This window comes from Hydrobacter penzbergensis (genome assembly GCF_900106985.1).
Classification (GTDB): domain Bacteria; phylum Bacteroidota; class Bacteroidia; order Chitinophagales; family Chitinophagaceae; genus Sediminibacterium; species Sediminibacterium magnilacihabitans.
This window is the reverse complement of sequence record NZ_FNNO01000004.1, coordinates 50,341-64,631: the sequence shown is the minus strand read 5'-3', so window position 1 is coordinate 64,631 and position 14,291 is coordinate 50,341. Positions and strand designations below refer to the sequence as shown.

The window sequence follows — 14,291 nt, the reverse complement described above, 5'->3', positions numbered from 1 at the left end:
ATGTCAAAACACAGAACAACCCGTCTTTTTGAACGCGAGCTCGTTGCAGAAGCGCTGAAACAATCTTTCATCAAGCTCAATCCCCGCATCCTGTTCCGCAACCCCGTGATGTTTACCGTGGAAATCGGTTGTATCATCATGCTGGGCGTATGTTTATGGATACTCAGCGGCAACCGGTCGCAAGGCAGTCTCACCTACAATATCCTTGTCTTCGCCATACTCTTTATCACCATTTTGTTTGCCAATTTCGCTGAAGCCCTTGCAGAAGCCCGTGGTAAAGCACAAGCCAATAGCCTGCGTAAGACAAGGGAAGAAACGCCTGCCAAATGGATCCAAACAGTAGGAGAAATATTCGTGAATGAGATCAAGATCGTTCCTTCTTCCCGTTTGAAAAAAGGTGATCTGTTTTTATGCGAAGCAGGCGATATCATTCCGATGGACGGAGAGATCGTACAAGGCCTGGCCACCATCGATGAAAGCGCTATCACCGGCGAATCGGCTCCCGTGATCAGGGAAGCTGGTGGTGATAAAAGTTCCGTTACCGGCGGCACCAAAGTGTTGTCGGATAAAATCAAAGTACGTGTAACTACCGAACCCGGCGAATCATTCCTCGATAAAATGATCGCATTGGTAGAAGGCGCTTCCCGGCAGAAAACACCCAATGAAATTGCGCTCACCATTTTGTTGGCTGGCTTCACACTCGTATTTGTGATCGTATGTGTTACCCTGAAACCATTTGCCGACTTTGCGCACACGCCCATTACCATCGCTGCATTCATATCCTTGTTCGTTTGCCTGATCCCTACCACCATCGGTGGTTTGCTCAGTGCCATTGGCATAGCGGGTATGGACAGGGCTTTGCGCGCCAATGTCATTACCAAAAGCGGTAAAGCAGTAGAAACAGCCGGTGACATCGATACCCTTTTGCTCGATAAAACGGGAACCATTACTATCGGTAACCGCAAAGCCACTCATTTCTGGCCTGCGGCAAACATATCGCAGCAGGATTTCATGGAAGCCTGTGTACTTGCCTCGCTTGCAGACCAGACTCCGGAGGGAAAATCCATCATTGAATTGGCTGTAGCCCAGGGCCTGAGCGCCCCATCTCTCAAAGGCGGTGAAGAAAATGGCATGCGGTTCATTGATTTTACTGCTGAAACCAGGAGCAGTGGTGTAGACCTGCCGGGTAATATCCAAATACGCAAAGGCGCTTACGATTCCATTCACCATATCGTAAGCAAAGCAGGTAATCCCTTTCCCGATGAGACCACAGAGAAAGTAAAATCCATCGCCTCTAACGGTGGTACGCCACTGGTAGTATCGCATCAAAAAAAGGTATGGGGCGTGATAGAGTTGCAAGATATTATCAAGCCCGGCATACAGGAACGTTTTGACCGGTTACGCAAAATGGGCGTGAAAACGGTGATGGTAACCGGCGATAACCCGCTCACCGCAAAATACATTGCACAAAAAGCGGGCGTGGATGATTTCATTGCAGAAGCAAAGCCGGAAGACAAAATGAATTACATCAAAAAAGAACAGAACAGCGGTAAGCTGGTGGCTATGATGGGTGATGGCACCAACGATGCGCCGGCACTGGCACAAGCCGATGTAGGCGTTGCCATGAACAGCGGTACACAAGCTGCTAAAGAAGCGGGCAATATGGTGGATCTTGATAATGATCCCACCAAGCTGATCGAAATAGTGGAGATTGGTAAACAATTGCTCATGACCCGCGGCACACTTACTACATTCAGCATTGCGAATGATGTGGCCAAATATTTCGCCATCGTCCCGGCGCTCTTCATCACCTCGTTGCCCTCTTTGCAGGCATTGAACATCATGCGCCTGCACAGCCCGGAAACGGCCATTCTCTCCGCCGTCATTTTCAATGCCATCATCATACCCCTGTTAATACCCCTGGCATTGAAAGGAGTAGCTTACAGGCCCATTGGCGCCAGCGCTTTACTAAGAAGGAACCTGTTGATATACGGGTTGGGTGGCATATTGGTACCCTTCATTGGTATTAAACTGATCGATATTTTGATTGCAAACTTTTTTTAATCATAGATATGAAACAGCATATTCTTCCCGCAATAAAATTAACACTGGTCTGCATAGTAGTTTTCATGGTAGCATACCCGCTGCTGATATGGATAGCGGCGCAGGCTGCCCCTGCCAGGGGACGCGGTGAAACAGTAGTATCACAAAACAAAACCGTAGGCTATCGCCTGGAAGGCCAGTCATTCACACGCGACAATTATTTTCAGGGCCGTCCCTCAGCGGCAGGATACAATGCCGCCGGCAGTACGGGCAGTAATAAAGGCCCCTCCAACCCTGATTACCTGAAAGAAGTGAACGCGCGCATCGATAGTTTCCTGGCACACAACCCGGGAATTGAAAGAGCCGACATTCCCTCCGAGCTGGTAACGGCTTCGGGTAGCGGACTAGACCCCCATATTTCTCCGCAAGCCGCCATGGTGCAGGTAAAGAGAGTTGCTGCTTACAGGCATATTTCTGAAGAGCGGCTCAAACAGCTTGTTCAGCAATATACCGAAAGCCCGTTTTTAGGCGTTTTAGGAACGAGTGTGGTGAATGTATTGCCATTGAACCTGGCGCTGGATCAATTAAAATAATCAATGATGCAAAGACATATACTAACGATCATCTGCTCCGCAGCATCGATCATAGCACAAGCACAGCAAGACACCAGCAAACCTAAGATTCCTTTTGAAGGCATTGACATGACCTGGCATAATGGTAACGACCGGCGTGATTCAAGTGTATTCAAAGGTGTTTATTTCATACCCAGTATTTTACTGGATGTGAACTACAATTATTCATTCAATAATCCCATCGATAACACCGTTGTAGGATCCACCGCAATGGCCAGGCACAATGAAGTACAGTTGTCGGCCCTGCATCTTGGCGGCGATTTCACCTACCTGAATGCACACGCAAGGGTCATGACGCAATTCGGTACCCGTTCTACAGTGGTACCCAGGAACGATCTCAGCATATATCGTGGCCAATATCATCTCGATGATGTGTATCGTTACCTCAGCGAAGCCTATGCCGGTTATCACATCGATAAATGGTATGGCATCAATATCGATGCAGGATTATTCATGTCTTATATCGGGTTGAACTCTTATTACCAGCCTGAGAACTGGGAGTACCAGGCTTCTTTCACTTCAGATAATACCCCCTGGTTCTTCAACGGCATCCGCATACAGATCTTTCCTTCCAAACATATCAAGTTCGAGCCCTGGATCATCAACGGATGGCAGAGCTATGGTAAATTCAACAGCATGCCGGGTTTCGGTTTCAATTTTACCTGGATACCCAACGACTACATGAAGCTCCTCACCAACAACTATTACGGCACCGATGCCGGTGGTATTCCCGGCAGGAAACGTTTCCACTCGGATAACAGTTGGCTCTTGCGCTATTATAACCGTCCAAATTCCAGTGGCATCAGTAAGATGGCATTCTCCCTTACCGGTGACCTGGGTTTTGAAACGGGCGCCGGTGTAAAAGCTTTTGGCGGCGATGCAAATACACCATCACAAAATTTCCTGAGTGCCATGTTCTACAACCGTACCTGGTTTGCAAAAAATAAATTCGCCTGGACCATTGGTGGCGGTGTGATGACCAACCCGGGAAGGTACCTGGTACTCTATCCAACTGGCCAGGCAAGCCCCTTGCCCAATCCCAGTAACCCCACCCAAACCGAAGGAGCATTTCCCTTCAGTGCAAATCCGGGTGATCCATTCAACGGATGGGATGCTTCCACAAACCTGGATTACCTGCCCAATCAAAGTATTACCTTTCGCCTTGAATTCGTTACGCGACATGCCAGCGTGCCTTATTTTGCAGGCAGGGGTGGTGTAACTTCTCCCGACGGATACACTACTACTCCTTTGCCGCCCAACTGGAGGCCCGACCTGGTGAAATCGGAGAACAGGCTGATCCTGGCTATGCTTTTCAGACTATAATGATCTTATGCTATGCCTGACGACAACAACAAAGAAAACAATGTGCAGCATTTTCTCGACCTCATTAAAAGATCGAGAAAAGGTAAGCTGAAGATATACATCGGCATGAGTGCCGGCGTGGGTAAAACTTACCGCATGTTGCAGGAAGCTCATGCGTTGTTGCGCAACGGCGTAGACGTCAAGATCGGTTATATCGAAACACATCAGCGAAAAGAAACAGAAGCCTTATTGGAAGGCCTGCCCCTGATCCCACGCAGAACATTATTTTACAAAGGCAAAGAGTTGGAAGAGTTGGATGTACCTGCTGTGCTCGCCCTTCGTCCCGAAATAGTGGTCGTTGACGAGTTGGCTCATACTAATATTGAGGGAAGTAAGAATGAAAAACGCTGGCAGGACGTGATGGACATTCTCGATGCCGGCATTCACGTGATCAGCGCTGTGAATATCCAGCACATGGAGAGCCTGAACGACGAGGTTAAACAAATCACCGGGATAGATATGGCAGAAAGGGTGCCCGACAGCATATTGCAACAGGCCGATGAAGTAGTGAATATCGACCTCACCGCAGATGAACTGATCACCCGTTTGAAAGAAGGAAAGATATACACTCCGGATAAAATTGAGATCGCGTTGCAGCATTTTTTCCAGAGCGAAAAGATCCTGCAGTTGAGGGAGCTGGCGCTCAAAGAAGTGGCCTCACAGGTAGAAAGAAAGATCGAAACCGAAATGCCGGGCATCAACAATTACCGGCAGGAACGTTTCCTGGCCTGCATCAGCAGCAATCATGAAATAGCCCGTAAAGTGATCCGCAAAACAGCACGGCTTGCCGCTTATTATAATTCCAAATGGTTTTTGCTTTATGTGCAAACACCCAGGGAAGAAGGAGATAAAATAGGATTGGCCGCACAGCGTCACCTCATTAATAATTTTAAACTGGCTACTGAATTGGGCGCCGAAGTGATCCGCGTCAGGAGTAGTAATATTGCAAGAGGTATTTTTGAAGTCACGGGACAAAAAAACATTACCACCATTTGTATTGGCAAACCGCATATCAACCTGCTGAATGTGATCATGAGCACTGCCGTATTCAACCAACTGCTGAATAAATTGTCTGCTTCAGATATTGATATTGTAATCCTTTCCTGATATGGCCATCAAACTAAAAACAAAACTCGGACTGGGATTATCCTTCCTTTTCATTGTCATCCTTACTTATGGCATACTGGCCATTTTTTATATCAACCGCTTAAGCGGCGACGCGGAAAAAGTACTGAAGAACAATTACGAATCGCTCGTGTATTGTAACAATATGTTGAAATCGCTGGAAGACATTCCAGGGAAAAAAGAAGCCATACAGCTTTTCGATAACAACCTGAGCAAACAGGAAAACAACATCACGGAGATCGGCGAGAGAGAAGCCACGCAAACTTTGCGTAGAAATTTTTCAGCACTGCTATCTAATCCGGGTGGCCCGGTCGACTATGCTACCGTACGGCAAGATATCTTACGTATCGATGAGCTCAACCAGCAAGCTATGCTGCGGAAAAATGCCGTGGCATTAAAAACGGCAGAAGACGCTACTTTATGGCTTACGATCATTTTTGTAGTACTGGGGCTGGTCGCTTTCTCTTTTGTAGTGAATTTCCCCGCCATCATTGCCACCCCTGTTCGCCTGCTCAACGACGGTATACATGAGATCGCCAACAAAAATTACCGGAAAAGGATTTTCCTGCAACAGGAAGACGAGTTCGGCGAGCTGGCAGCCGCCTTTAACAGTATGGCTGAAAAGCTGGATGAATATGAGCACAGCAACCTGGCACAGATCAAGTTTGAAAAAAGCCGGATAGAGACCATCATCAACCAAATGAAAGATGGCATCATTGGACTGGATGCTAAACGGAACATACTGTTCCTGAATCCGGTAGCTGAAACTTTGCTCGGCATCAAAGAAAGCTCTATTATAGGCATGTATGCGCCCGATGTGGCATTGGGCAACGATCTTATGCGCACGTTACTGCATGAGGATAAAAAAGAATTGAAAATATTTGCCGACAACAAAGAAAGTTATTTCAACAAAGACACACTCAATGTAACCAATAACGAAACCATTATCGGGCAGGTGATCATTTTGCGCAACATCACTCCCTTCCATGAACTGAATACGGCTAAAACCAATTTCATCGCTACTGTTTCACATGAACTGAAAACGCCTATTTCCGCCATCAAAATGAGTGCGCAGCTCCTCACAGACAACAGGGTAGGCTCGCTGAACAATGAGCAACAGGAGCTCATCGGCAGTATCCGCGACGATGCCGAACGGTTGCTGAAGATTACCGGCGAACTGCTGAATATGTCGCAGGTAGAAACAGGGCATATTCACCTGAAATTACAGGCTACTAATCCGGCCTCCATCATAGAACAAGCTACACAGGCCGTTGCATTACCTGCGCAGCAGAAAAATATTGCTATCCATCGCCAGTTGGCAAACGACCTGCCTTCCATCCAGGCAGATGCCGAAAAAACATCCTGGGTACTGGTTAACCTGCTCACCAATGCCATCAAATATTCTTCCGAATCCTCATCCATCGAAGTGAGTGCATCACTGCACAAAGGCAAGATCATTTTTACCGTAACCGATCATGGGAAAGGCATTGATGAGAAATACCTGCCCCGCATTTTCGACCGCTATTTTAAAGTGCCGGGGGTTCATGAAGAAACTGGCACAGGGCTGGGTCTATCCATTTCCAAAGAGTTCATTGAAGCACAACACGGACAGATATGGGCTGCGAGCCGCACCGGTGAAGGCAGTCAGTTTTCTTTTTCGTTACCCAAAGCATGATCAAACAGAAGAAGACCTTCTGTCAACACGCTGCAACGGCAGGTATACTTTGGGGTTGATGAGTAATGGCACGTTTTCAATAACAGTAGATGCATTGTCGAGGCCGAATGCTTTTTGGTCAGATTGTGCCCAGTTCTTGATGGCAAAATAGGAATCCATGATGAACCCTTCCTTGAACGAAAGCTCGTTCTCCACCGAGAGGAACGATTCTATGATCACAAAACGTATATCGGCATGGAAAGTTTCTCTTTGCAGGCTCTCGTATTTATTGATCACACATATTTCTCCCCTGTTAAACATTTCCTGCACCACTTTCTTGAACAACAGGTTGATGCGGGGCTGTACACGGAAGCCCAGCTTAAAGTCGATCCGTATCACTTTCCCTTTCACGAGTTCTTTGGTAGAATACTCCATGGTAAAAGGAGCATCGGCCCTGTCGATATGTATAAACCAGTAAACTTCGGCCCGCTTGGCCCTGCGGTGCAGGATGGAATGCATGATCCTTTTTTCAATTTCTCCATCGTAATCGGCCTTGGTAAGGTAAACCAGGTGCGTGGCGTATTTGGGGAAATTCGTATCCTCGCTGAGTTCTATCAATCGTGGGAGATAATCCGAGAACTTCACGAACTGTAAATAGCGATTGGTGATCTTGCGGGCCCGGAACCATATTACCATGATGAAAGTGAGTCCGAATTCAAAGAAAAGGAACATCCACCTTTGCTTGATCTTGGCCACATTAGCAATGAAGAAAGCCAGTTCCACGGTAATGAACACCATCATAATAAGGGTGATCAATGCAAAATTCCATTTGCGAACCCTGTGCATGTACACATACATCAGCGTGGTGGTCATCAGCATGGCAATGACAATGGAGAAGCCATAAGCCGCTTCCATATGACCGCTCTCCCGGAAATACAACATCATGGCTATACATCCGATCCATAATATGATATTGAGGCTGGGAATATAGATCTGCCCTTTGATGTCGGTGGGGAATTTAATGGTAACCCTTGGCCAAAAGTTCATGCTGATGGCTTCACTGATAAGTGTAAATGACCCACTGATCAAAGCCTGGCTGGCAATGATAGTGGCCATCGTGGCAATGATGATACCCACAAGCAGGAACCAGTGCGGCATCAGCTCATAAAAAGGATTCAAATCGCCCAGCGATTTACTGTGCTGCAACAGCAACCAGGCGCCTTGCCCCATATAATTGATGATGAGGGCGAATTTCACAAATATCCAGCTCACCTGGATATTTCTGCGTCCGCAGTGTCCGAGGTCACTGTACAACGCTTCTGCTCCTGTTGTACAAAGGAAAACAGCGCCCAGTATCCAGAAACCTTTGGGATAGTTGACCAGCAGCTCAATGCCATAATAAGGGTTGATGGCCTTAAGAATTTCAGGCATGTGCGCAATCTGCGCAGCCCCTAATATCATGATCATGGTAAACCAGATGAGCATAATAGGGCCAAAAGAAAAGCCCACTACTTTGGTACCGAACCGCTGGAAAAAGAACAGTAGAGAGATGATACCGATCACAATACCTACCGTAAGGTTATTGCCGGGAACAATGATAGTTTCCAAACCTTTTACACCACCCAATCCTTCAATGGCCGAAGCCACGGAAATGGGAGGAGTGATGATTCCATCGGCCAGCAGGGTGGCAGCACCGATGATGGCCGGCACATACAACCATTTGGCATACCGGCGAACCAGTGCATACAGGGAAAATATCCCTCCCTCGCCTTTGTTATCCGCTCTCAGCGTAAGGAATACATACTTAAAAGTAGTTTGCAGGGTCAGTGTCCACACCACACAGGATATTCCACCATATACCAGCTCTTCCGTAATGGGCCGCTCGCCGATGATGGAGCGGAATACATATAAAGGAGAAGTTCCAATATCACCATAAATGATACCCAGCGTTACCAATAAGCCCGCAAAACTTAATTTGCTCAAATAATTATGACCAGCCGAAGAAGAGGTAGGCATGATGAGTCAGAGTGGTTTGGTTTATGATTAAATACAAAATAAGTAAAAAAGGATATCGGAAAGATGGCTGGCAATCATAGCAATTATCAAGGGTCAAAACTATTTTCTAAATCAGCACCTGTAAGGTTTTTACCAAAATATTAATCGACATTTAAGTAATAACAATTGTTCGTTTTACCTTTCGGGTCCGAATCCCTTCATCCTGTTATCTTTATCGCATGTCAGCACACCAGCACTTTACGAACCTGTTCACCGATATTTACGGTTCGCTCAACGAGCAGCAAAAAAAAGCTGTAGATACCATTGAAGGTCCTGTGATGGTGATTGCCGGTCCGGGTACAGGTAAAACACAGATACTGGCGGCCCGCATTGGAAAGATCCTAATGGATACCGATGTTTTACCCGAAAATATCCTCTGCCTTACCTATACCGATGCCGGCGTAGTAGCCATGCGCAAAAGACTGGTTGGCTTCATGGGTCCCGATGCGTATAAAGTGAATATCTATACTTTTCATGCCTTCTGCAACGACATCATCCAGGAAAACCTCTCCCTCTTCGAAAAAACAGCCCTGGACCCCATTTCAGCGCTTGAAAGCATCGAGTTATTCAAAACGCTGATCGACAACTTTCCCAAAAACCATCCTTTAAAACGTTACCGGGGCGATGTTTATTTTGAGGTCAGGAACCTGCAATCACTCTTCAGCACCATGAAACGCGAAGGGTGGACGCCAGGGTATATTTCGTCTCAGATCGATGCCTATCTCAAAGACTTACCCAACCGGCAGGATTATATCTACCAGCGCAATGGCAAAAATTATAAGGCCGGCGATCTGAAGACGGCCCGCATAGAAGAAGAAACGGAGAAGATGGAAAAGCTGCGTGCTGCTGTTAACGAATTCAACCGTTTCCAGGAGATGATGCTCAGGAAGAACCGTTACGATTTCGACGATATGATCAATTGGGTGATACGGGCCTTTAACGAAGAGAAGCACTTGCTGGCCCGCTACCAGGAACAATACCAATATATATTGGTTGATGAATACCAGGATACCAGCGGTACGCAGAACAGGCTGGTGGAACTGCTCATCAGTTATTGGGACAAGCCCAATGTATTCGTGGTGGGCGATGATGACCAAAGCATCTATCGCTTCCAGGGAGCCAACGTGGAGAATATGCTCCATTTCGCCAACCAGTACCGCGAGCACCTGCGAACAGTAGTGCTAACCAACAACTACCGTTCAACCCAACCCATCCTTGATGCTTCCAAAACACTGATCGACCGGAACAGTGAAAGGCTGGTGAATAAAATAGAGGGGCTTTCCAAAACATTACTTGCTTCTAATGCTGCTATCGCCCAACTGGATCACCAGCCAGAACTAAGGGTTTATGAAACGCAACAGGATGAAATGATCGATATCACCATGCACGTGTCTCATCTATTAGAACAAGGCATTCAGCCGGGAGCCATCGGTATTATTTATAAAGAGAACAAATACGGTGAAGAACTGACGCAATACTTCAGGCAGCAAAACATTCCTGTGTACAGCAAACGCAGGCTGAACATATTGGAACTACCCTTGGCCAGGAAGATCATCTTATTACTCAAATACCTGGCTGCTGAACACGATATTCCTTATGGTGGTGATGAAATGTTGTTCGAGATCCTGCATTTCGACTGGTTCGGTATCGCACCGCTCGACATTGCCCGGCTGAGCATTGAAGTGGCTGAACGGAAATTTGGAAAAGATAAAACATCTATCAGGCAATTATTGCATGACAAAATTAACCAACCTCCACAGGATCTCTTCAGTCAGCCTGTTCCTGCAGCATTGAAAAATGCTGGACTCATGCTTGAATCACTGATTGCTGATGTACCCAATGTTACCCTGCAAAACCTTTTTGAAAACTGTATCCGCAAAGCAGGGGTATTGAACTTCATCATGCAACAGCCCGATAAACACTGGCACCTGCAGGTACTCACCGGCCTCTTCAATTTTATAAAAGAAGAGACGCGGCGTAATCCTTTGCTTTCACTGGAAACACTGGTAAACAATATAGCATTGATGGAGAAAGAAGCCATCAGCCTTCCGTTGGTACAGGTAAGCGGTACCGATAAAGGTGTTAACCTCATGACGGCACACGGTTCAAAGGGATTGGAATTTGAGCATGTATTCTTTGCAGGTTGCAATGCCAGTAACTGGGAAAAGAAACGCAAGCCGGGCGGTGGATACAGTTTCCCGGATACACTCTTTATTTCCCAACCCGCACATAAGGAAGAGGAAGAATTGCGCCGCCTGTTTTATGTGGCCCTTACACGCGCCGAAGAACACCTCGTTATTTCTTATGCACGGTTCAAAGACGATGGCAAAGAGCTGGAGCCTTCCATGTTCATTGCCGAGATACAGGAAAAACATACATTGCCTGCCATGACGGTATTGGTTGATGAGGAAACCCGCAGCAGATTTGCCGCACTGACTTTCCAAGCCGCATCAGCTCCGGAGATCGACCCCATGGAAGCCGACGTGGTTACACACCTGCTCGACCGATTCGTGATGAATGTGACCGCTTTGAACAATTACTTGAAATGCCCATTGCAATTCTATTTCAACAACCTGGTTCGCGTTCCTTCGGGCAAATCGGAAGCCACCGAATTCGGTTCCGCCGTTCACGATGCCCTGCACAAGCTGTTTAGCAAAATGAAGGACACCAATGCCTTCCCGCCTAAAAGTACTTTCATTGAAGACTTTGAAAAATACATGCACCGGCACCGTGAGAGTTTTACCAAAGAGCAGTTTGCAAGAAGAAAAGAATATGGGCAGGAAGTGTTGTCTAATTATTACGATCAATATGTTGATACCTGGAATAAGATCGTGGTAGTGGAAACCAGCATCCGGAATGTGGTAGTAAAAAATGTTCCGCTCAAGGGCAAGATAGATAAACTGGAGTTCGACGGTAAAAATGTAAATGTGGTGGATTACAAAACCGGTGATATTGAAAATGCAAGAGATAAGTTGAAACCGCCGCACGATAAAAATCCCAACGGGGGCGATTACTGGCGGCAGGCAGTATTCTACAAGATCTTAATAGACAATATGGAGCAGAAGAACTGGAATGTGGTAAGCGCCGAATTCGATTTTGTGGAGCCCGACAAAAAGAAGCAGTACCGCAAAGAAAAGATCGTTATCAAGCCGGAAGATATTACCACTGTTACACAGCAGATCAGCTCTGTATGGCAGAAGATACAGGATCGCGAGTTTTATACCGGTTGCGGCAAGGCCGACTGTCACTGGTGTAATTTTGTTAAAACCAATAACCTGGCCGTATCACTCCACAATCTTAACGAAGAAGAAGACAACGATTAATTTCAAACAATATAATTTTGCGCCTGATTAATGATCCAGATGAAGCATACGGTATCCTTTTTTATCGCTGTCCTGTCGGCCTCCATCGCCACACTGGCGCTGCATTCCTGTGCCAATATCATTCCGCCTGGCGGAGGGCCTAAAGACAGCCTGCCTCCCCGGCTGGCCCTGGCATCGCCCAGGGATTCATCCCTCAATATCCCGCTGACCACTAAAAACATCGTACTCACTTTCGATGAGTTCGTGCAGTTGCAGAACATACAGGAAAACCTCATTGTTTCCCCCACGCTTAAAAATATTCCAACGGTAGACGCACACTTGCGCAACGTAACGGTGCGTCTTAGAGACACCCTGGAACCCAACACCACGTACACACTCGATTTTGGCGATGCCGTCAAAGATGTAAATGAAGGAAATGTGGCAAAAGGTTTCAGCTATGTTTTTTCTACGGGAAAAAACATCGACCATTTTACTTATAGAGGCAAAGTGTTTTTAGCAGAAACAGGTAAGGCAGACAGTACATTGATCGTTGTACTGCACAACAACCTGTCAGACACAGCCATTTCGAAAGATCGTCCGCGTCATTATGCACGCATCAACGGAAAGGGAGATTTTGTATTTCGCAACCTTCCAGCCGCTACTTTCAACGCCTATGTAGTACCCAACGATTATACCAAGCGATACGACGACAGCACAAAATTGTTTGCTTTCCTGGATTCATCCGTAACAGTAGGCGCCAGCACCAGGATAGATACTTTTTATGCTTTTCAACAGGTAAAAAAGAAAGAAAAAGCTACGACTGTTCCTAAAAACACTGCTGCACCCAACAAACCCAAGGAAGATAATAAGCTCAAATTGTTTGCCGGTTCATTGGAAGGTGGCAGTCAGGACCTGTTGAGTGATCTTCAATTGAATACCAACCATAAGCTGGCAACGATCGACAGTACGAAGATCCTTTTATGCGATACCAATTACCAGGTGGTAAAAGGTTATACCCTTTCGCTAGACACCAGTAAGACCAGGATCCATCTCCGGTACGATTGGAAGGAAAATGTTCCGTTCAGGCTGGTCATTGCCAAAGACGCGATGACCGATACGGCCGGGAATATGCGGGCCAAAGCAGATACCATCCGCTTTTATACAGAAAAAGAATCCAGCTATGGGAGTCTTTTCCTTCAATTCAAAAACCTTAACCTACAGCTGAACCCGGTATTGCAATTTGTACAGAACGACCGCATTGTGGAGTCGGTAGTGCTTACCTCGCCGGAATTCAAACGCAAGCTTTTCAAACCTGGTAATTACGAGTTGCGCGTGCTGTACGATGCCAACCAGAATGGTGTATGGGATACCGGAAGGTTCCCTGGCAACCGCAAGCAGCCCGAACGCGTGCAATCCATTCCAACTCCGCTGAACATCAGGGGCAACTGGGATAACCAGGTATCGGTGAATCTCTGATGATGTATCTTTGCAGGATGCAGCTTCCTTCCGCTTTATTAGAGAATGCAGTGGCGCAGTTTGCCAAATTGCCGGGCATCGGCAAAAAAACAGCGTTGCGGCTGGTCCTGCACCTGCTTAAACAGGAAGTGAACGAAGTACAACATTTTGGAGAGACCATCGCCCGCATGCGGCGCGACATTAAATTCTGCCAGCGTTGCTTCAACATCAGCGATGGCGATATCTGTGCCATCTGTTCCAATTCCATGCGCAACCAGCGCATGATCTGCGTAGTAGAAAACATCCGCGACGTCATTGCCATTGAAAGCACCCAACAATTCAACGGCGCCTATCATGTACTGGGTGGCGTTATTTCCCCGCTCGACGGTGTTGGTCCCGATCAGTTGAACATCAGCGCCCTCACACACCGTATTGAAAAAGAAGAAACAGAAGAGCTGGTGTTCGCGTTAAGTCCGAATATACAGGGCGATACCACCATTTATTATATCCAGAAAAAAATAACCCACCTCCCCTGCCGCGTTACCACCATTGCACGTGGCATTGCTTTTGGCGGCGAACTGGAATATGCCGATGAGATGACATTGGCGCGCAGCATCGCCAACAGGCTGCCGGTACAGCAGTATGTAAAGTAAAATAGTGCAG

At 46.8% G+C, this 14,291-nt stretch carries 9 protein-coding genes; 8 read left to right on the top strand and 1 reads right to left on the bottom strand.

Annotation, left to right across the window (positions count from 1 at the left end):
* From kdpB to BLU98_RS05955, 5 genes are read left to right on the top strand one after another with little or no spacing between them, the layout of a single operon-like run.
* Entirely contained in the window at nucleotides 1–2,064 is a 2,064-nt protein-coding gene (gene kdpB / locus BLU98_RS05975) for a potassium-transporting ATPase subunit KdpB (RefSeq protein WP_092723022.1), read from the top strand.
* A gap of 8 nt (nucleotides 2,065–2,072) precedes the next feature.
* Complete coding sequence (locus tag BLU98_RS05970) at nucleotides 2,073–2,636, top strand: K(+)-transporting ATPase subunit C (protein ID WP_092723020.1); 564 nt, start codon at nucleotides 2,073–2,075, stop codon at nucleotides 2,634–2,636.
* 6 nt (nucleotides 2,637–2,642) lie between these two features.
* Nucleotides 2,643–3,998 carry an outer membrane beta-barrel protein gene (locus BLU98_RS05965; RefSeq protein WP_092723018.1) on the top strand — a complete coding sequence of 452 codons (1,356 nt, stop codon included), beginning with the start codon at nucleotides 2,643–2,645 and terminating at the stop codon, nucleotides 3,996–3,998.
* A 12-nt stretch (nucleotides 3,999–4,010) separates the two neighbouring features.
* Nucleotides 4,011–5,144: a histidine kinase gene (locus tag BLU98_RS05960; RefSeq protein WP_092723016.1), complete on the top strand. Its 1,134-nt coding sequence runs from the start codon at nucleotides 4,011–4,013 to the stop codon at nucleotides 5,142–5,144.
* A 1-nt stretch (nucleotide 5,145) separates the two neighbouring features.
* Complete coding sequence (locus tag BLU98_RS05955) at nucleotides 5,146–6,837, top strand: sensor histidine kinase (protein ID WP_257574744.1); 1,692 nt, start codon at nucleotides 5,146–5,148, stop codon at nucleotides 6,835–6,837.
* On the opposite strand, the gene BLU98_RS05950 is transcribed toward BLU98_RS05955, so the two are convergent.
* Nucleotides 6,838–8,832 carry a KUP/HAK/KT family potassium transporter gene (locus BLU98_RS05950; protein WP_092723014.1) on the bottom strand — a complete coding sequence of 665 codons (1,995 nt, stop codon included), beginning with the start codon at nucleotides 8,830–8,832 and terminating at the stop codon, nucleotides 6,838–6,840.
* 218 nt (nucleotides 8,833–9,050) lie between these two features.
* Here BLU98_RS05950 and BLU98_RS05945 point away from each other — a divergent pair, with 218 nt between their 5' ends.
* Genes BLU98_RS05945 through recR form a run of 3 tightly spaced genes read left to right on the top strand, consistent with a single transcriptional unit; the run spans nucleotide 9,051 to nucleotide 14,281 of the window.
* Nucleotides 9,051–12,194: an ATP-dependent helicase gene (locus BLU98_RS05945; RefSeq protein ID WP_092723012.1), complete on the top strand. Its 3,144-nt coding sequence runs from the start codon at nucleotides 9,051–9,053 to the stop codon at nucleotides 12,192–12,194.
* 39 nt (nucleotides 12,195–12,233) lie between these two features.
* Entirely contained in the window at nucleotides 12,234–13,649 is a 1,416-nt protein-coding gene (locus tag BLU98_RS05940; RefSeq protein WP_257574743.1) for an Ig-like domain-containing domain, read from the top strand.
* Nucleotides 13,650–13,666: 17 nt separating this feature from the next.
* Nucleotides 13,667–14,281, top strand: coding sequence for a recombination mediator RecR (gene recR / locus BLU98_RS05935; protein ID WP_105469848.1), 615 nt, complete (start codon nucleotides 13,667–13,669; stop codon nucleotides 14,279–14,281).
* Nucleotides 14,282–14,291: the final 10 nt, after the last annotated feature.

What these genes read in the sequence shown, in the direction of transcription:
- BLU98_RS05945 (WP_092723012.1), top strand. Translation starts at nt 9,051, where the DNA reads ATGTCAGCACACCAGCACTTTACGAACCTGTTCACCGATATTTACGGT.
- BLU98_RS05950 (WP_092723014.1), bottom strand. Translation starts at nt 8,832, where the DNA reads ATGCCTACCTCTTCTTCGGCTGGTCATAATTATTTGAGCAAATTAAGT.
- BLU98_RS05940 (WP_257574743.1), top strand. Translation starts at nt 12,234, where the DNA reads ATGAAGCATACGGTATCCTTTTTTATCGCTGTCCTGTCGGCCTCCATC.
- BLU98_RS05965 (WP_092723018.1), top strand. Translation starts at nt 2,643, where the DNA reads ATGCAAAGACATATACTAACGATCATCTGCTCCGCAGCATCGATCATA.
- kdpB (WP_092723022.1), top strand. Translation starts at nt 1, where the DNA reads ATGTCAAAACACAGAACAACCCGTCTTTTTGAACGCGAGCTCGTTGCA.
- BLU98_RS05960 (WP_092723016.1), top strand. Translation starts at nt 4,011, where the DNA reads ATGCCTGACGACAACAACAAAGAAAACAATGTGCAGCATTTTCTCGAC.
- recR (WP_105469848.1), top strand. Translation starts at nt 13,667, where the DNA reads ATGCAGCTTCCTTCCGCTTTATTAGAGAATGCAGTGGCGCAGTTTGCC.
- BLU98_RS05970 (WP_092723020.1), top strand. Translation starts at nt 2,073, where the DNA reads ATGAAACAGCATATTCTTCCCGCAATAAAATTAACACTGGTCTGCATA.
- BLU98_RS05955 (WP_257574744.1), top strand. Translation starts at nt 5,146, where the DNA reads ATGGCCATCAAACTAAAAACAAAACTCGGACTGGGATTATCCTTCCTT.